17 protein-coding genes are annotated in these 18,426 nt (G+C 62.4%); 5 read left to right on the top strand and 12 right to left on the bottom strand.

The features are described 5' to 3' along the window. Positions 1-183 precede the first annotated feature (183 nt). The 3 genes from CW354_RS12665 to CW354_RS12655 all read left to right on the top strand — a co-directional run bounded on the left by CW354_RS12665 (position 184) and on the right by CW354_RS12655 (position 3,861). On the top strand, positions 184-1,545 hold the full coding sequence (locus tag CW354_RS12665) for a class II 3-deoxy-7-phosphoheptulonate synthase (protein ID WP_104830467.1): 1,362 nt from the start codon (positions 184-186) through the stop codon (positions 1,543-1,545). Positions 1,546-1,744: 199 nt separating this feature from the next. After that, complete coding sequence (locus tag CW354_RS12660; protein ID WP_165793690.1) at positions 1,745-2,692, top strand: Gfo/Idh/MocA family protein; 948 nt, start codon at positions 1,745-1,747, stop codon at positions 2,690-2,692. Beyond that, positions 2,689-3,861, top strand: a complete 1,173-nt coding sequence (locus CW354_RS12655; RefSeq protein WP_104830465.1) for a DegT/DnrJ/EryC1/StrS family aminotransferase — start codon at positions 2,689-2,691, stop codon at positions 3,859-3,861. The genes CW354_RS12660 and CW354_RS12655 overlap by 4 nt, the downstream gene beginning before the upstream one ends. Positions 3,862-3,920: 59 nt before the next feature. On the opposite strand, the gene CW354_RS12650 is transcribed toward CW354_RS12655, so the two are convergent. From CW354_RS12650 to CW354_RS12620, 7 genes are all read right to left on the bottom strand, one after another. After that, complete coding sequence (locus CW354_RS12650; RefSeq protein WP_104830464.1) at positions 3,921-5,675, bottom strand: monovalent cation:proton antiporter-2 (CPA2) family protein; 1,755 nt, start codon at positions 5,673-5,675, stop codon at positions 3,921-3,923. 54 nt (positions 5,676-5,729) lie between these two features. After that, the gene (gene argC, locus CW354_RS12645; protein ID WP_104830463.1) at positions 5,730-6,677 is read right to left on the bottom strand and encodes an N-acetyl-gamma-glutamyl-phosphate reductase; all 948 of its coding nucleotides are present in this window, start codon (positions 6,675-6,677) and stop codon (positions 5,730-5,732) included. Further along, positions 6,674-8,002 carry an acetylglutamate kinase gene (locus CW354_RS12640; RefSeq protein ID WP_104830462.1) on the bottom strand — a complete coding sequence of 443 codons (1,329 nt, stop codon included), beginning with the start codon at positions 8,000-8,002 and terminating at the stop codon, positions 6,674-6,676. Before CW354_RS12640 ends, argC begins: the two co-directional genes overlap by 4 nt. A gap of 106 nt (positions 8,003-8,108) precedes the next feature. Beyond that, complete coding sequence (locus CW354_RS12635; RefSeq protein ID WP_104830461.1) at positions 8,109-8,588, bottom strand: GNAT family N-acetyltransferase; 480 nt, start codon at positions 8,586-8,588, stop codon at positions 8,109-8,111. 259 nt (positions 8,589-8,847) lie between these two features. Further along, complete coding sequence (locus CW354_RS12630; RefSeq protein ID WP_104830460.1) at positions 8,848-9,183, bottom strand: GIY-YIG nuclease family protein; 336 nt, start codon at positions 9,181-9,183, stop codon at positions 8,848-8,850. A 108-nt stretch (positions 9,184-9,291) separates the two neighbouring features. Beyond that, positions 9,292-9,804 carry an STM3941 family protein gene (locus CW354_RS12625; RefSeq protein WP_133162300.1) on the bottom strand — a complete coding sequence of 171 codons (513 nt, stop codon included), beginning with the start codon at positions 9,802-9,804 and terminating at the stop codon, positions 9,292-9,294. Positions 9,805-9,829: 25 nt separating this feature from the next. Continuing rightward, the gene (locus CW354_RS12620; protein WP_104830458.1) at positions 9,830-10,840 is read right to left on the bottom strand and encodes an N-acetylornithine carbamoyltransferase; all 1,011 of its coding nucleotides are present in this window, start codon (positions 10,838-10,840) and stop codon (positions 9,830-9,832) included. A gap of 264 nt (positions 10,841-11,104) precedes the next feature. Here CW354_RS12620 and CW354_RS12615 point away from each other — a divergent pair, with 264 nt between their 5' ends. Next, positions 11,105-13,345 (top strand): histidine kinase dimerization/phospho-acceptor domain-containing protein, encoded by a 2,241-nt coding sequence (locus CW354_RS12615; protein WP_104830457.1) that lies wholly within the window; start codon positions 11,105-11,107, stop codon positions 13,343-13,345. Between the two features lie 3 nt (positions 13,346-13,348). Here CW354_RS12615 and CW354_RS12610 read toward each other — a convergent pair whose 3' ends face one another. Next, positions 13,349-14,788 carry an amidohydrolase family protein gene (locus CW354_RS12610; RefSeq protein WP_104830456.1) on the bottom strand — a complete coding sequence of 480 codons (1,440 nt, stop codon included), beginning with the start codon at positions 14,786-14,788 and terminating at the stop codon, positions 13,349-13,351. Between the two features lie 175 nt (positions 14,789-14,963). Between CW354_RS12610 and CW354_RS12605 the strand changes: the two genes are divergently transcribed. Continuing rightward, positions 14,964-16,259 (top strand): gallate dioxygenase, encoded by a 1,296-nt coding sequence (locus CW354_RS12605; RefSeq protein ID WP_104830455.1) that lies wholly within the window; start codon positions 14,964-14,966, stop codon positions 16,257-16,259. A gap of 9 nt (positions 16,260-16,268) precedes the next feature. Here the strand turns inward: CW354_RS12605 and CW354_RS12600 are convergent, their stop codons facing one another. The 4 genes from CW354_RS12600 to CW354_RS12585 all read right to left on the bottom strand — a co-directional run bounded on the left by CW354_RS12600 (position 16,269) and on the right by CW354_RS12585 (position 18,408). Next, positions 16,269-16,841, bottom strand: a complete 573-nt coding sequence (locus CW354_RS12600; protein ID WP_104830454.1) for a periplasmic heavy metal sensor — start codon at positions 16,839-16,841, stop codon at positions 16,269-16,271. Beyond that, entirely contained in the window at positions 16,826-17,290 is a 465-nt protein-coding gene (locus CW354_RS12595; protein WP_133162299.1) for a hypothetical protein, read from the bottom strand. Before CW354_RS12595 ends, CW354_RS12600 begins: the two co-directional genes overlap by 16 nt. After that, positions 17,274-17,870 carry an RNA polymerase sigma factor gene (locus tag CW354_RS12590; RefSeq protein ID WP_104830550.1) on the bottom strand — a complete coding sequence of 199 codons (597 nt, stop codon included), beginning with the start codon at positions 17,868-17,870 and terminating at the stop codon, positions 17,274-17,276. Before CW354_RS12590 ends, CW354_RS12595 begins: the two co-directional genes overlap by 17 nt. 82 nt (positions 17,871-17,952) lie before the next feature. Continuing rightward, positions 17,953-18,408 (bottom strand): EF-hand domain-containing protein, encoded by a 456-nt coding sequence (locus CW354_RS12585; protein ID WP_104830452.1) that lies wholly within the window; start codon positions 18,406-18,408, stop codon positions 17,953-17,955. Between the last annotated feature and the right edge of the window lie 18 nt (positions 18,409-18,426).

Genomic DNA, 18,426 nt, shown 5'->3' with positions numbered 1-18,426 from the left:
TCCACCCGTCCGCCGCCGCGGATAACGACCCCTAAATTAACCCTGAAAACTGGCGCCCTTGTACACGGGCGCCGTTTTTTTATCCGGCGCTCTCCAACGCAGGCGCCGCCGGCGCGGCCGGTTGCGTGTTGCGGGGGCGGACCCTGCGGGCTAAAGGGTGGCGCGTACGGAGTTTTTTAGACGATGACAGACTGGACGCCTCAAAGCTGGCGCAAGAAAAACGCGCTTCACATCCCGACGGACTATCCCGATCCGGACGCCCTCGCCGCCGTGGAAGCGGAGCTCGCAAATTACCCGCCGCTGGTTTTCGCCGGCGAAGCGCGGACCTTGCGCGAGTCGCTGGCGAAGGTCTCGCGGGGCGAGGCGTTTCTTCTGCAGGGCGGCGATTGCGCCGAAAGCTTCAAGGAGTTCCACCCGAACAATATCCGCGACACGTTCCGCGTCCTGTTGCAGATGGCGGTGATCCTCACCTTCGGCGCGTCCATGCCGGTGATCAAGGTGGGGCGTATCGCCGGCCAGTTCGCCAAACCGCGCTCTTCGCCTGTCGAAACCATCGAGGGCGAGACCCTGCCGAGCTATCGCGGCGACAATATCAACTCCATGGAGTTCACGCCGGAAGGCCGCGCGCCGGACCCGCAGCGGCTCCTGCGCGCCTATGGCCAGGCGGCCGCGACGCTGAACCTCCTGCGCGCTTTCGCCTATGGCGGCTATGCGGATCTCAGAAACGTGCAGAAGTGGAATCTCGAATTCGTCACCGGCAACCCCCAGGAAGACCGCTACCGCGCCATCGCCGACAAGATCTCGGAAGCCATGGCTTTCATGGACGCCATCGGCATTGACGGCTCGAGCGTGCGCGCCATCCACGAAACCGATTTCTTCACCAGCCATGAAGCCCTGCTGCTCGGTTTCGAAAGCGCCATGACGCGCGTCGATTCCACCACCGACAAATGGTACGACACCTCGGCCCATATGGTCTGGATCGGCGACCGCACGCGCCAGCCCGACGGCGCCCATGTGGAGTTCTGCCGCGGCATTGAAAATCCGATCGGCATGAAATGCGGGCCCAGCCTGGAGCCGGACGAGCTTCTGGAACTGCTCGACATTCTAAATCCGAATAACGAGGCGGGGCGCATCGTGCTGATCGCCCGCTTCGGCGCGGACAAAGTCGAGGAAGGACTGCCGAGGCTCCTCCAGGCGGTGAAGCGGGAAGGCCGCAACGTCGTCTGGTCGAGCGATCCGATGCACGGCAACATCATGAAGACCGACAATGGCTACAAGACCCGGCGCGTCGACGCGATCCTGTCCGAAGTCGGCTCCTTCTTCGACGTCTGCAGGGCGGAGGGCGCCAATCCCGGCGGCGTGCATTTCGAGATGACCGGCCAGAATGTCACCGAGTGCCTCGGCGGGTCGCGGGAGATCTCCGAGGCGGACCTTCACTCGCGCTACCACACTCATTGCGACCCCCGGCTGAACGCCAGCCAGGCGCTGGATCTGGCCTTTATTCTGGCCGACCGTTTCAAGGCCAAACGCGCCGGCGGGGCCTGACGACCCGCCGCCGGTGATATTTTTGTAATAAAATTCAGATTTCCGCTTGGAGAAACAGGTGGAAATATAGTGTGATTGTCCTAATAGTTTGCAGAAGGTTTTTCTTTAGAGAACGCAGGCTAGAATAGGTTTTTTCGGGGGCGGCATCTCAGGGGGGCCGTTCCTGCCGGTGTGGGGCGCAACTGGCGGAGTGCATATTGTGACAAAGCCCATTCGAGTCGGCGTTGCTGGCGCCGGCGTTTTCGGCGGCCACCACAGCGCAAAAATCGCGGCGCACGATCAGGCGTCGCTTGCCGGCGTTTTTGACGTCGACCCGGCCCGCGCCGAGGCCATGGCCGACCGCTTCAAGGTTTCCTGCTTCACCGATTACGCCGCGCTCATCGAGGCTGTCGACGCGATCATCGTCGCCGCGCCCGCAAGCGTCCATTACGATCTCGCCTATGAAGCGCTGGCCGCCGGCCGGCACGTCTTCATCGAAAAACCGATTGCGCTCGAAACCGCCGACGCCGACGCCCTGATCCTCCTGGCGCGCGGCAATGGCGCCGTTTTGCAGATCGGCCATCAGGAACGCTATGTCGCCGAAGCGGCGGGCCTTCTTTCCATCGGCAAGTCGCCGGTCAAAATCGACTGCGTGCGCCGCACCGGCGCCTCCGGACGCTGCGAAGATGTTTCCGTCGTGCTCGATCTCATGGTGCACGACCTCGATCTCGTCCGTAAGCTGACGAATGCGGATATTGAAAGCGTGACGGCGAACGGCGACGCGCATGATGCGAAAGCCGAGCTGACGCTGACCAACGGCGCGCTCGTGAACCTTGAGGCGAGCCGCCGGGCCGATGCGCCCGAACGGCGCATGACGCTGGTCTATGACGACGGGATCATCGAGTTCGATTTCGTCAACCGCACGGCCGCCAACACGACCGGCGCGGCCCTTCACGCCGATTTCGACGCGGACGAAGCGCCGCCGGCCTTCCGCGATCCGCTCGGCTTCGGCGCAAGCGCCTTTATCGACGCCGTTATGCACCTGCGAGAGCCCATCGTCACCGGCGAAGACGGACGCGACGCCCTCGACTGGGCGCGGCGCATCGAGAACGCAGCGGGGATCGGACTTGCGGAAGAATTCGAAACAACGGAAAGATTGCGGGCATGAACAGCGTCGTGAACCTTTCCATCGCGGGCAAATCTCCTGTCGGGGAGATTTCCTTCATTGACCTCAAAGCCCAACAGCAGCGCATTCGCCCGGCGATTGAAAAGCGCCTCAACAAGGTTCTCGATCATGGCCGCTACATCGCCGGCCCGGAGATTGACGAGCTTGAAGAACAGCTCGCCGAACGCACCGGCGCCACGACGGTCATCGCCTGCGCCAGCGGCACGGCGGCGCTGATCATTCCGCTCCTCGCCCGCGGCGTCGGACCGGGCGACGCGGTGTTCGCGCCGGCTTTCACCTACAACGCCACGGCGAACGCCATCCTTCTCGCCGGCGCCACGCCGGTCTTCGTCGATATCGACCCCAACACATTCAATATCGATCCGGCGGATCTCGAACGGCGCATCGCCGCCGTGCGCGCCGAAGGCAAGCTTAAGCCGCGCGCGGTGATCCCTGTCGACCTGTTCGGCTCTCCGGCGGATTATCGCACGATCACCGCAATCGCCGCCCGTGAAGAGCTGTTTCTTCTGTCCGACGGCGCGCAGAGCTTCGGCGGCGAACTTGACGGGCAGGAAGTCGGCGCGCTCGCGCCGGCCACCGCCTCCAGCTTCTTTCCGGGCAAGGCGCTCGGCGCTTATGGCGACGCCGGCGCCATCTTCAGCCGGAACTCTCTCGATAAGGAGCGCTGGGCCTCGATCCGCTGGCACGGCACGGACGAAACCCGCAAGGAATCGGTGCGCGTCGGCTTCAACGGCCGCATGGACAGTTTTCAGGCGGCGGTGCTCCTGGAAAAACTCTCGATCTTCGATGAAGAGCGCGCCGCGCGCCGGCGCATCGCCGCCGAATATGACGCGCGTCTTTCGGAAGTCGCAAAACCCCAGGCGCATATCGCCGGCGCGCAGTCAGGCTGCGCTTATTACTCCTTGTGCGTCGACAATCGCGACCAGATGGTGGCGAGGCTGAAAAAACTCGGCATTCCGACGGCGATTTACTACACCACGCCGCTGCATCTGATGCCGGCTTTCGCGGATTATGCGCCGGTGAACGGGCTTCCGGTGACGGAGCAGACAGCCTCGGAGATCTTCTCCCTGCCCATGCACCCTTATCTCACGCCGGATCAGGTCGACTTCATCTGCGAGGCGGTCGTCGAATCCGCGGCGCCGGCCGACTAGAGCCTTGCTTCGTCGCGGCTTCGAGGCGCAGAACCGCACGCGCATCTGTTGAGAACGCGCTAGCGCGCTTTTTCCTTATCGCTGGTTATGTAGCGCTGGTGCAGGAGATGCTGGCCGGCTTCAGGCCCTGCATCGATTTGCGCCAACAGGCGTTCGCGGTCGAGCTTTCTGAATTGCTGAATGTAATCTTCTATGACGCCGCCATCGAAGCCCATGCGCGACAACGCCTCGCGCGCCATCAAGATGCTCGATTCCAGCGTTTCGCGAACGATCACGTCGGGCCCGAGCTTGCGCAACTCGATTTCATGCAGCCGGTCATGGGCGCAGGCGATGATCGTGGCGTTAGGCAGCTTTTCGCGCAGGATCGTCACCGCCCGGTTCACCGAAGCCGGGTCGTCCATGCACAAAACGATCGCGCGCGCATCGGCGGCGCCGGCGTTCATCAGCATGTCGAGCCGGGCGCCGTCGCCGTAATAGACCTTGAAGCCGAGCCGTTCGGCGTTGCGGATGTGGCCGGGATTGCGGTCGATGGCGACAATCTCGACGCCTGAATTCATCAGCACCTGGGAGACGATCTGGCCCATGCGCCCGAAACCGACAATCAGCGCATGATCGCGCCCGCCATCGGGTTCTTCGAGGCCGTCCGCGCTTTCGCCGGGCTCGCGCGCCATCCTCGCCGCCATCATCGCCATGGGCGGCGTCATCATCATCGACAGGGTGACGATGGCCGACATGACGCTCGCCTGACCGTTCGTGAACAGCGCCGCGCCGACCCCGAGCGTAAAGACGACGAAGGAGAATTCTCCGCCTTGCGACAGCGTCGCCGCGGTTTTGAGAGCTTTTGCATGGGGCGCGCGCATGAGCCGCGCCAGCCCGTAAAGAATAGCCGATTTCACCGCGACAAGCCCGACGGCGCCGCCGATCACCACCGGCCAGTATTTGACGATGAGCGTCAGGTCGAGGCGCATGCCGATGGAGATGAAGAAGAGGCCGAGCAGCAGTCCGCGAAACGGTTCGATGTCAGTCTCGATCTGATGCTTGAAGGAGGATTCGGCGAGCAAGACGCCGGCGAGAAACGCGCCCAGCGCCATGGAAAGTCCGGCCCAGCCGACCGCGAGCGAAACAAGCGCCACGATGAAAAGCGCCGTCGCCGCAAACGCCTCGCGCGAGCCGGCCGAGGCGACCATGAGAAACAGCCGGTCGAGGCCGAACTTGCCGATCAGGATGATGGCCCCAACCACGCTTGCGGCCCTGGCGAGGGCGGGCCAGTCGATCCCCTCCCCGCCGGCGCCGGCGATGATCGGCACCGCGGCGAGCAGCGGAATGACGGCGAGATCCTGGAACAGGAGCACCGAAAAGGACTGGCGGCCATGGCCTGTCGACAGCTCGCCGCGATCCTTCATCCATTGCAGGGCGAAGGCGGTCGAGGAAAAGGCCAGTGAAAAGCCGGCGATGGCGGCGGCGGGCGCAGGCATCACGCCCGCTGTCACGAAGATGAAAGCGATGGCGCCGCCGGTCACGGCCATCTGCGCGAGGCCGAGGCCGAAAATCTGCTTGCGCATGGACCACAGCCGCGACAGCGACAATTCGAGCCCGATGACGAAGAGGAAAAGAACGACGCCGAGCTCGGCGATGTGAAACACGCCTTCGGGCTGGTGCAGGAGATTGAGGCCGGAGGGGCCGACGGCGACGCCGGCGGCGAGATAACCAAGGATCGATCCGAGCTTTAAACGGTTGAAAACCGGAACAGCGACAGCCGCAGCGCCAAGATAAGTTGCAGCCTGTATGAGAAAGTCGCTTTCCGCCGCCGCCATAGACCCGTTTCACATCCTTTCGTTAGACATTGTTTCCGCTAGACGATGCTTTCGTTAGATGACGCCCTTCAGCTCATCGAGGCCGAGCGCGAGATTGACGTTCTGGATCGCCTGCACCGCCGCGCCCTTGAGGAGGTTGTCCTCGGCTGCGACGATGACCGCGTGCCCGCCGTCCGCGCTGACTGCAAAACCGCCGATGATCACGCCCTTGCGGCCTGTACCATCCTTAAGTTCAGGCGCGGCGTTGCGCAAGGCGATAAGCGGCTCATCGCGGTATTTTTCCTCGAAAAGCGCCATTAAATCGCCTTCGGAAATTTTCTCCGCAAGCGGAATATGTGCGGTGACGAGGATGCCGCGGAAGGCGGGGTGGACATGCGGAGTGAAGCGGATCTTGGTTCCGAGATGGCGCGTCGCCTCGCGTTCGTGATTATGGCCGGTCAACGCGTAAGACATGAGGTTGTCTTTAAGCCGTTCGGGATCGTTTTTCGGGGACGGCTTGGTCCCGGCGCCGGAATAGCCGGAGACGCCGAAGACCGACGGAACGCCGCCGAGCTTCGGCAGAAGCGGCGCGACAGCAAGCTGCAGCGCCGTCGCGTAACAACCGGGATTGGCGATGCGGGACTTGCCGGCGATGTTCGCCCGGTTGAGCTCCGGCAGGCCGTATGCCCAGGCGTCGTTAAACCGGTAATCCGCAGACAGATCGACAATGATGCGGCCCGGCGCATGGCGCTCGATCTCGGCCACATAGTCGCCCGCGGCGCCGTCGGGCGCGGCGAGGATGACCACGTCGGCCCGGCGCTTAGCGACTTCTTCGGGGTTTAGCGCCTCGAAGACGCATTCGTCCTTGTCTTCCGGCGCGATGTCGGCGACCGGCCGGCCGGCGAATTCCCGGCTCACCGCATAGGCGAGCATCAGTTCCGGATGGCCGGCGATCAGACGGATAAGCTCGCGGCCCGTATGCCCCCGAGCGCCCACGAGACCGACAAGAAAGGGCGTCGTCATGATGCGTCATCCCCCACAAAGGACGCCGGCATGGCGGCGACCCGCTCGGCGATGCGGGCGATCCGGGACCAGTCCTGTTCGCCTTTCCAGAAAACCGTCCACGGCCCCGCTTTCACCGAGCCGTCGGCATTGTCGTGATAAAAGGCGTTGAAGCCGTTATTCGTGCGCGAGCGCCAGAAGAACGCCGGGTTTTCCTTCACAAAGCCGCGCCAGACCGTGCGCGACAGACCTTCGCCGCGGGCGTCGTCCACCACCGCGAATTTATCGAGATAGATGAAGTCGTCGATTTTGCTGAGGATCGCCCCCGCGCGATAGCTCGCCGACATGTGGACCTCGTGGATGTCGAGGCCGTCCCACCATGAGTCTTTCAGCTTGCGGCCGAAAGCGTTTTCGACGAGCGCCTCGGTGCGTGCGCGGTCGAGTTCGGCCTTGTCCGTCACCGTCCTGATGGTCTCGCCCATCCTGACCAGCGTGCCCGAGCCGCCATGGGTGAAGAGCTCGCGGATCAGCCCTTGCGGCGTCGTAATCGAAACGGATGTCGAAAGCGGCGAGGCTTCGAGGAGGCGCTTGATCTCGTTCAGCTTCAGGCGCATGCCGCCTTCGACCCAGCTCGCATTCATCAGCTTGTCGAAATCGGACGCAAGGTTGATCGAATGCATGACTTGCCCATGCTTGTCCAAAAGCCCGCCGACGCCGGTCAAAAAGACGATCTTCATGGGCTGCAGCGCCTCGACGAGGGCGCGGGTCGCGCTATCGCCGTTGACATTGACGAACTGGCCGCCCGGCGCGATGCCGAGACAGGTGAGGATCGGCATGGCGCCGGAGCGCACCACGGAATTGATCAGCCCCTGACGGATCGTCGACGGCTCGCCGACGAAACCGAATTTCTCCCGGTCGATATAATCCGCCTCGATGACGCCGGCGATAAGGCCCTCGGCCTCGACGCCCTGACGGCGCACGGCCTCCACGAGCTTGATGTTCTCGCCGATGAAGACGTCCCGGGCGACGTCGAGCGTGTCGGCGTCGGTGACCCGAAGCCCGTCATGTTTTTTGGATTCAACGCCCCGCGCCGCGAGCGCCGCATCGAGCTGCGGCCCGCCGCCATGAAGCACGATGGGCGTCAGCCCCACCGTATGGAGGAAGGCGAGCGCCGAAGCGGTCTCCTCGAGCTGTTCGGAGAGGATCGCGCCGCCGATCTTGATGACCGCGAATCGCGACTGGTCGACCTCGGAGAAGCGCTGGAGATAAGCGCGAATCTCCTTGCCGTCGCTCATATTGGAGAGCAACTGGACGATGGTCTGGCGCGTGAAGGCGGTCTGGGTCATTGGCTTTGCACGGATTACGAATATTGGCGTTTTCCTGCGCAGATAAACGCCGCTTGTAAAGGGCCGGGCCCCGGCTGGGCCCGATTTTTCCTTGGATTACGGGGCGCTAGAGCGGTTTCGACAGAATCTGTCCATAAGGGAGAAACCCTGACTTCCCGTAAAAGCGCCGGGCGCGCCCGTTCCCCTCGAGGACATTGAGGCGCATCTCGGAGAGGCCGAGGGCCCGGAAGCGGGCCTCGCTCCGGGCGAGGAGCGCGCCGGCGAGGCCTCCCCCACGCGCTTGCGGCGCGACGAATATATCCGTGAGGAAACCGAAACGACGGTGCTCAGGCAGGACATAGGCGCCCTCTTCCGTCTCCACGAGGCCGATGGCGAAACCGAGCGCTTCGCCGTCACGCCGCCCGATCAGCGCGAAGCCGCCCTGCTCTTTCACGCAAGTCATCAGATAACGGACATGCTCGAGCGCCGCTGCGTCCGTGACATCGCGGTTCGGAACGAGTTCATTCTCCGCTTCATTGAGGCCGCGCATCATCGCCGCGAGCGCGGGCTCGTCTTCGGGGGATGCGTCGGCGATGGTGATGTTCATACAAAACCGGTTCTTGCGGCGCTCATTCCTTCACCCTTCGAGACGGCGCTTCGCGCCTCCTCAGGATGAAGGAATGGGAGCCTGCAGAATATCTGAAATCTTCCCGACTTGTTATCTTCTATTTCACGGCATCGGAAAAACCAGCGAAATCTCCTTCATCCCAAGCCCGGCCGAGAATATGCTTCGAGATGCAAAAAATCCTTCATCCTGAGGAGGGCCTTCAGGCCCGTCTCGAAGGACATGAAGGATTTTTTGCGCCTCAGGATGAAGGAAATTTCTTTTCCATCTTGGACGGACGCACGCCCCGCTTTGACAGCTTCTGAAGGCCACCCCAATCTCCCCGGATGAGCGCCTCTTTTTTGGCCCGGCTCCACCCCTTGATTTGCCGTTCGAAAGCGACGGCTGCGTCATAACGCGAAAACCATTCCGACCAGACAAGCGCCACCGGCAACCGTTTGGACGTGTAGCTGTTAGAATATTGCCTGTTGTTATGCTCAGAGATGCGCGTTTCGAGATCGTCCCCCTGATATTTGCCGACATAATATGAACCGTCGGCGCATCGCAGCATGTAAACCCAGACGGTGACCTGTTCCATGCCCGTCCATGCCTCTTAACTCGAAATCCCTTCGTCCTTCGAGACGCCCAGCCCCTTCATCCTGAGGAGGTGCGAAGCACCGTCTCGAAGGGTAAGGGGCTGGGCTCCTCAGGATGAAGGGATTTTCTGCGCTGCCGCATACGCCTGCAACGCTTCCCATAAATCTTTATGGCGAACATTCAGACCCACAGCAGTAATGCACAGCCCATCAATACCGAGAAGTTTGTTTGGCGCCCGCGACCACTTAGCCGCTTTCGTCATCGACAGGCTCTGTTCAAGTTCAGGCCTTACAGTAAACACGATGAACTTATTATTACGCATCCTGACCTCTGAAATGCGCTGAATATCGGACCATGCAATAAGCTCATGGGCAATTCTGAAATCACGCACGCCCGCCTCGCTTAGTGAAAGAACGGCCCCCTGCGAAGTCGCCAGTCTCCAGATGATCAACCCCAAACATGCGCCAAAAAACACCACTCCGATCACACCAATCAGAACAGGAGAGTCTTCCCAATTCAGACCAAACAATCTTGGCGCAGCCACCATCAGGCTTGCCACTGCCATAATGAAGCCGAGGACAGCCAGCCAAGTTAATTGAAATTTTGAATAGGAAAATTCCACTTATCCGCCTACCGGATTCGTTGTGTCACCCCGCCAGCGCCTTCATGATCGCCTTTTGAACGTGCAGGCGGTTTTCCGCTTCCTCATAGGCGATGCAATTGGCGCTGTCGAAAACGCCGTCGGTCATCTTCACATTGCGGCGCATCGGGAGGCAGTGGGAGACGAGCGCGTTGTCGGTCTTCGCCATCTTTTCTTCGTCGACGATGAAATGGCGATAGAGATCGCGGATCGGTTTTTCCTCTTGCCAGTTTCCGAAATAGGGAATGGCGCCCCAGCTTTTCGCATAGACGACTTCCGCGCCGTCATAGGCTTCGTTAATGTCATGGGTGACATGGATTTTGCGGCCGTTTGCTTTCGCGTCATGGGCCGCCTGATTCATGTAGCGAATGTCGAGGATATATTCCTCGGTCGGCGTCAGAAGCGTCACGTCCATGCCGAACTTGGCGGCGATCATCAGCGCGGAATTCGCGACCGCGGTGTTCAAGGGCTTTGGATGATAGGTCCAGGTGAGGACGAATTTCTTGCCGTCCAGCGCCCCGCGGCCGTCTTTTTCGAACCGCTCCTGCAGCGCCATGACATGCGCCATCTCCTGACAGGGATGGGTGATGGTCTCCATATTGATGACCGGCACGTCGGCGTATTTGGCGAAGGCGGTGAGGATCTTGTCCTTGCGGTCCTCCTGCCAGTCCTGGAATTTCGGAAAGGCGCGGATGCCGATCATGTCGCAATAGCGCGAGAGGACCTTGACGGCCTCCTTCACATGCTCTTCCGCCTCGCCGTCCATGACGACGCCGTCCTCGAATTCGAGCGGCCACATGCCCCCCGACGGCGAGAGAACCACCGCATGGCCGCCGAGCTGGTGCGCGCCCACATCGAAGGAGGTGCGCGTCCTCAGGGAATTATTGAGGAAGAGGAGCGCCACGGTCTTGCCTTTCAGCGCCTCGCCATAAGGAGAGGCCTTCATCGCCCGGGCGTCGTCGATCAGGGCTTGCAGGTCGGGGCGGGTCCAGTCCGCGGTGTTCAGGAAATGTTTCATCAGGGCTGTTTAACGGCCGGATCGGCCAATTCCAAGCCGCCTCCCGCCAAGCGCCCGCTTTCGCTGGGGAAAATCCTGCTATCGGAAGGGCGCGATTCAGAGGTGACAGTTTCGAGCGAAACAGAATAGTTTCCAAAACGTTAACTCGTAAACCGATTGGCGGCGCGGCCGCCGCAATGGTAGTTTTTTGCGTCCCCGAAAACCCGGCCCCCGCGGGCATGCCCCCGCCGGCGCCTGCCCTGGACTCTGGATGGCGGCTTCTTGATGGCGGAAGAACATCGGCAAATGGACGGCGAAAAGCTGGCGGCGCGCATTGACGCGCTCTCGCCCCGCCGTCTCGCCATTCTGACGGGGGCCTTTCTGATCGCGCTGTCGGCGCTGTTCATTTTCGAAATGAACGAGAAGGCCAAGCTCCGCCAGACCGAAACCGAGCTCAGGCTGGCGCAGGCGGCGAGCGACGGCGCGGCGGCCTTGAACATCGCCATCATGACCGGCTCGCCGGTGCGCGAGACCATGGAGAGCCTCCGGCCCGGCGGCTACACGGCGCAGTTCCATCTTTCTTCGTCCGGCGACATTCTGACGGCGGACGGGCGCACCGATCTCATCGACATTCCCGCCGGCGCCATTCGCGCGCTCGATATTGACGGCGAAACCCGCGCCCGGCTCGACCTGCCCGGCGGCGATGTCGCGCTGTCCTGGCGCCGTCTCGATAATGGCGACGCATTTCTTGTCGCCGCGCCGGCGCGCGACATGTTCGACCGCTCGCGGGTCTGGGTGCTTTACGCCGTCATCATGGGCGCGATCACCCTCGTCATCGCCTCGCTCATGGCCGCCTTCATCCGCCAATCGCGCGCGGCGCAAAGCGCGGCCCATGCGCTTTCGACGCTGACCGATTTCAACGCGGCGCTGTCGGGCGGGCGCTGCTCGCCCTGGTTCTACGACAAGAAGGACCGCACGGTGCATTTGACCAAGGCGTTCCTGCAGCCGCTGGGGCTTTCCTCGCGCGACCGCAAATTCACCATGCGCGAGATTTCCGCGCTGGTGCATCCGCAGGATCTGCGCACTGCGCTGGCCGTCATTTCCGGCGAGCCGTCGGGCGTCGCGGAAGGCGTCGTGCGCGTGCGCGAGCCCGGCGGCGGCTGGTCGCGCAGCTATTTCCGCACCGCGCCGGACGCGACGCGGTTTTCCCGCGCCGGCGTCGCCTTCGATCTCGTGGGCGCGCCGCATCTCGCCCCAGGCGCGGCGATCGCCGAGACGAGATTGCGCGACGCCATCGAGAGCATTCCCGAAGCCTTCGTGTTGTGGGACGCCCATGGCAAGCTCGCCATCTGGAACAAGCGCTTTGCGGCGATTTTCAAAATTTCCGCGAAAGTTTTAAAGCCCGGCCTTGAGATCGACGACGTCGTCACCTGCGCCGGCGTTGCGGGCGACGTGCTCGCCGCGCATTTCGGCCCGCTTGAAGACAAGCAGGAAGAAAATGTCGAGGTCGCCCTGCCCGGCACGCGCTGGGCGCATGTCTCGCGCCGCCGCACGGCCGAAGGCGGCTATGTGGTGGTCGCCACCAATGTCACGGACCTCAAACGCCGCGCCTGGGCGCAGAAGAAAAAAGAACGCGAGCTTCAGCACACGGTCGAGGATCTCGAAAAATCGCGCAAGGAGCTCTCCGAAGCCCTGCGCAAATACGAATACGAAAAATACCGCGCCGAGGAGGCAAGCCGCTCGAAGTCGGAATTCCTCGCCAATATGAGCCATGAACTGAGAACGCCCCTGAACGCCATCAACGGTTTTTCCGAACTCATGCAGTCGGAGCTTTACGGGCCGCTCGGCGACGACAAGTACAAGGAATATGTCACCGACATTCTCTCGAGCGGGCGCCACCTCCTCGAACTCATCGACGACATTCTCGACATGTCGAAGATCGAGGCCGGCCGGCTGAAGCTCGAACCCGGGCGCATCGAGCTTGAGAAAATCCTCAATGAATGCGTGCGCCTTGTGGCGAAACGCGCCGCCGACGCCGGCGTCAAACTCACCGCCTCCATCGGCCACGCCCCGGCGGTCTGGGCCGATCAGCGCGCGGTGAAACAGGTCGTTTTGAACGTCCTCTCAAACGCCTTGAAATTCACGCCCAAAGGCGGGGAAGTGACGCTCACCGCCGAGGCCGATCTCGACGGCGTCACGGTGATCGTCGCGGATTCGGGAACCGGCATCGAGCGCTCGAAACTCATAAAGCTCGGCGCGCCTTTCGAGCTTTCCGACAGCCAGTTCGCGCGCTCCGGCGGCGGATCGGGCATTGGCCTCGCGCTTTCGAAAGCGCTGATGGACATGCAAGGCGGCATCCTGGCGCTGGCCTCGCAGCCCGGCAAGGGCACCGTCGCCTGCGCCACCTTCCCGCGCCGCAAGGAGGCGAAAGTCCGCCTGCCGCAATTCGTGCGCAAGGAAGCCCACGTCCTCACCGGCCGCGACAAAGCCCCGGCCCAGATCGTCGCGACGCAAGCCGCGGAGTAAGCCTCAGAGCGCCATCAGGGTCGCAATCACCCGCCGGGCCGAGCGCGGGACGGATGTTTGCCGGGCGCCCTTGCGCAAGTCTCCGAGTTTGTCCGCATCGAGATAAATCCCGCGGACAATCACCGCATCCGGGTTTTCGACAAGGCTGACATTCTCTAAAGGATCGCCGCCCACAAGGATGAGGTTTGCGCGAAAGCCGGGCGCGATCTGGCCCGTCTTTTCAAAACCGAGTGCGCCCGCCGCATTGACGGTCGCGGTCTCAAGCGCCTCATAAGGCGTCAGTCCCGCCTCGACCAGCAGTTCAAGCTCGCGCGTCAGGGCCGAGCCCGGAATATTGGTGAAGATGCCGGCGTCCGTCCCGGCGACCAGCGTCACGCCCGCCTCATGCAGCATCTTTGTCGCTTTGAGGTGAAAGGCGCGATGCGGCAGGCCGTACTCCGTCACGTCGCGGCTCGACCAGAAATCGTAGGCCCCCGCATCGATCATGCGCAGGACCGGGTTGACGGTTTCCGCGTCCGGGCGGTTCAGATAGTCGCCCTTCGATTGCGCGACGCGCATCAGATTGTCATGGGCGATGAGGGTCGGCGTCACCGCGTCGCCTGACGCCGCGATCTTTTCAGCCAGCGCGCGCATTTTTTCTTCGTCGAGATCGTCGCGAAGCCCGTGCCAGACGATCGATTCCACATGTTCGATGGTCTGGAGCCCGCGTCCCAGCGACTCCTCGAACGCAATGCTGAATGGCTTTTCATAAGGCATGCCTTCTTCGCGCGCGCCCTCGGGCGTATGGCCGGTCACTTTCATGCCGCGCTTTTGCGCCTCGTCGAGCACGGCTTCGTATGGCGCGCGATAAAAGTTCGAATAGACCTTGATGAGGCGATAGCCGTCTTCATATTGTTCGGCGACGGCGGCGCGCGCCTCTTCCGCGGTTACGACAAGCAGGTGGTTCGCCTGTGCGTTGGCGCCGGGACTGTTGAGAATCGGCCCCGTCGTAATCATGTCAGGCCCGAGCATGCGTCCCGCCTCGATGCGCTCGATCAGCGGCAGGTGGAACGGCATGCCCGACATGTTCCGGACGCCGGTCACGCCGTGGGCGAGATAACCCGCAAGCTCCGCCTCGTCCCAGATATGGACATGCGCATCGATCAGCCCGGGCATGAGCGTTCGCCCCGCGCCGTCGATGCGCACCGCATCATCCGCCGCTTCGAGCGAGCCCGCCGGACCGACGGCTTCAATGAGGCCGCTCCTTACAAGGACGGAGCGGTTTTCTTCAGCCTGCGGCGCGCCCGGCGCCATGGAGACGAGTCGCACATTGTCGATGAGAATGGCGGGCGCAGCGCGCATCGGTTTCAGCGCGGACGGATAGCCCGTCATGGCGAAACCGAGCCAGACCGCCGCCGCCGCGACAATGAAACCAAGCCCCAGCCCGACGCGCCGCCAATTCATCGTTTTTTCCTTCTCTCAGGGGATTGCTCCGTCCCCGCCCGATAACCAATGATAAGATGTAGGATGGCGCATGCCGATTTGGAAGGTGGCGCCACGGCTAACAGCATAAAGGCTTTTCCCATGCGGGGCGGGCCGCATAACAAAAACCGCAAAACGACCCATAAGGAGGCAACCCATGGCCAAGATCGTCGGCGGCATCGCCACCTCGCACACGCCCACCATCTCCTTCGCGCTCGACGCGAAAAAGCATGACGACCCCGTCTGGGCGCCGATCTTCAAGGGATACGAGCCGGTGCAGGACTGGCTCGCCGAGAAAAAGCCGGACGTCCTGTTCTACATCTTCAACGACCACATGACGTCGTTTTTCATCGACCAGTATCCGCATTTCGCGCTCGGCGTCGGCGATGAATTTCCGCCTGCGGATGAAGGCGGCGGCCCGCGCGGCATCCCCGCCATCAAGGGCGACCCGAAACTCGCCGAACATATCGCCAACGGCCTCGTCGCCGATGAGTTCGACATTTCGACCTTCCAGAACAAGGGGCTCGACCATGGCTGTTTCTCGCCGCTGTCGCTGCTCCTGCCCGATCACAAGGACGGCTGGCCTTTAAAGCTCATCCCGTTCCAGATCGGCGTGTTGCAGTTCCCGGCGCCGACCATGCGCCGCTGCTACAAGATCGGCCGGGCGATCCGCCGCGCAATCCAGCACTATCCCGAAGACATCAAGGTGGCGATCGCCGGCACCGGCGGGCTTTCCCACCAGGTTCACGGCGAGCGCTGCGGCTTCAACAACACCGAATGGGACATGGAGTTCATGGAGCGCCTCGAGAAGGACCCGGAAGGCCTTCTCGACATGACACATGCAGAACTCGCCGAGCTCGGCGGGCTTGAAGGCGCGGAAATCGTCATGTGGATGATCATGCGCGGCGCGCTCTCGAAAGACGTGGAGACGACGCACAAGGCCTATTACCTGCCCTCCATGTGCGCCATCGCGAATATGGTGCTCGAAGAACGCTCCGAGGATAAACCGGAAGAATCCGACGAGGCCTATCTCGCCCGCATCCACCGCCAGACGGCGGGCGTCGAAAAACTCGACGGCACCTATCCCTTCACCATCGGGCGCGGGGTGCAGGCGTTCCGGCTCAACAATTTCCTGCACAGCCTCGTCGATCCCGAACACCGCAAGCTGTTCCTCGAAGACGAGGAAGCAAGCTTTGAAAAGGCCGGGCTTACGGAAGAAGAACGCCGCCTCGTGCGCGAGCGCGACTGGCAGGGCCTCATCCATTACGGCGTGATCTTCTTCATGCTGGAAAAGCTCGGCGCCGTCGTCGGCACGTCGAACCTGCATATCTATGCGGCGATGCGCGGCCAGACGCTCGAAGATTTTCAGAAAACCCGCAACGCGCAGATCATGTATTCGGTCGCGGGCACCGATGAAGGCAAGACCGACTGGGACAAGCCGGCGGCGGAGTAATCCGCCGGCTTAGTTTTCTTCAGGCGGCGGCGGCATGCCGCCGTCTTTTTCCGGCCCGAAATCTTCGCGGCGGTGTTTGACCCGCTCTTTCCAGCGCTTGCGCCGTTCCGCGCGCTTTTCATTAGCCGCGTCGATCAGCGCCTTGCGCTCTTCGGCCGGCAGCGCTTCGAAAACGCCGATAAAGGCGTCGATGAAAGCTTTCTGCTGACGGTCCTCGACGGCGCGGATTTCTTCAAGCTTGGCGTCAATTGCAGCGCCGTCCCATTCCTCTGCGCTCATCAAGCCGGAAAGATCACCGCGCAATTGATGCATCTTGCGGTACTCCTCGCGCATTTGCGGCAACTGCGCGCGGAAACTCTCGCGAAACTGCTGGCGCAGTTCGGGCGACAATTCCTCCGCATAGCGCATGATTTTCAGCGGATCCTCGAAACCGCCGCGCGGCCTGTGCCCTTCGGAATGCGGCGGCGGGCCGGCATGACGCCCCGCGATCATCCGCCCCGAGAGATGGCCGAGCGCAAAGACATTCAGCCCCAGGGAAATAAACAACAGCGCGCCGAGCGCGATCGCTACTCCGCGTCCCATTCAAGCTCTCCATCTTCATTAAGCGTCGCCACGGACAGATCGTTCACATAGGCGAGCGCTTCATATTCCGGCGTCAAGGGTTCCTGCGCCGAGGCGCTCATGATCCCTGTGGCGAGCCCGAGCGCGCCGAAGCCCGCAAGCGCGCCGGCGGGCAATAACCGCATGCCGGGCGCAAGCGTGCGCAAAAAGTCGAACACCCCCGCGGGCGTTTTCGGCGCTTCATAGCCGGCCATGATGCGGTTCGTGAGGTCTTCGCTCATGCGCGGCGCCGAGGCGGCGTTCAAAAAGCCGTCGAGGAACTCTTCCTCGGCAAGAATGCCAGCGGCCTCGTCCGTATCGAGAAGATCGCCCAGCTCTTCGCGCGAAGACGCAGGCCAGCGGGCGGGATCCGCGCCATAGGCTTCCGCTGCGCGCCGCAGCGTCTCGAGCCGGTCAGTTGATTTGCGCATAACCGCCATCGTCCATCTTCCCCAGCAAATGCTCGCGCATGGGCGCAAGACTTTCTTTCAAGGCGCGCCGCCCGCGCGCCAGCAGCGATTCCAGCGCATCGACGCTGATCTCCATGATCTCCGCGGCTTCGATATTGCTCAGTTCCTGATAATGGCAGAGCGTGATCGCCAGCCTCTGCCGCTCGGGCAGCTTTTCGAGCGCCGCATCAATCGCAAAACGCCGCTCCGCCGCAAAAACGGTCTGGTCCTGCCGGTCGGCGGGATCGGCTGTTTCCGGCGCCGCCTCTTCCGGCGCTTCGCGCTTCTTTTTGCGCAGCTGGTCGAGGCAGTAGTTCATCGCCACCCGGTAAAGCCAGGTTTGGAATTTCGCGCCCTGCGGCTTCCACTTCGCCGCGTTCCGCCACAGGCGCAAAAAAGTCTCCTGCGCCGCGTCTTCGGCGGCGGGTTTGGAGCCAAGCATCCTGTAACAGGCGGCGTAGATCATCTGCGTATGTCTTTCCACAAGCCGCGCGGCGGCGGTTCGATCACCCGCCCCTGCGCGCCTGACCAGCGCTTCATCGCTATCTTCATCCTGTTTCAACAAAGCGCCGGTCTATTCTCAGCGCCGGTCCCGCGAAGAAAACGCCGCGAGACCGGAAAGGGTCGGAACGATTAGTTCCAGCTTAGTCCTTGTCGCCGCCGCGGAAACGACGTCCGTGACCGCGATGATGGCGGCGGCGCATTTCATCTTCGCTCAAAACGCCGTCGCCGTCTTTATCCATGCGGTCGAAACGTTCCTGCGCGGCGTTCATATATTCCGTGCGGTCGACGACGCCGTCGCCATTCTCGTCCGGATTGCGCTTTTCACGCCATTCGGCGCGCCTAGCCTCGTGGAAGGCTTTCATCTCTTCCTTGGTGACCGCGCCGTCGCCGTCGGCGTCCGCCTGTTCAATAAAGGCGGCGTGCTTCTTCGACATTTCTTCGGCCGTGAGCTTGCCGTCGCCATTGACGTCCATGCGGTCAAAACCGCGACCATACCCTTGGCCGGGGCCCTTTCCGCCTTCCGCCGCCATCGCGCCCGCCGCCATCAGGGCGGCGCCCGCGGCGGCCATGGTTCCAAGCATCAATTTCGTCTTCATGAGGATTCCTCTCTCGCT

The sequence above is a fragment of the Hyphococcus luteus genome, assembly GCF_002943565.1.
In the GTDB taxonomy this organism is placed as follows: domain Bacteria; phylum Pseudomonadota; class Alphaproteobacteria; order Caulobacterales; family Parvularculaceae; genus Hyphococcus; species Hyphococcus luteus.
Note: the sequence above shows the minus strand (reverse complement) of the source record. Positions and strands in the feature narration are given on the sequence as shown.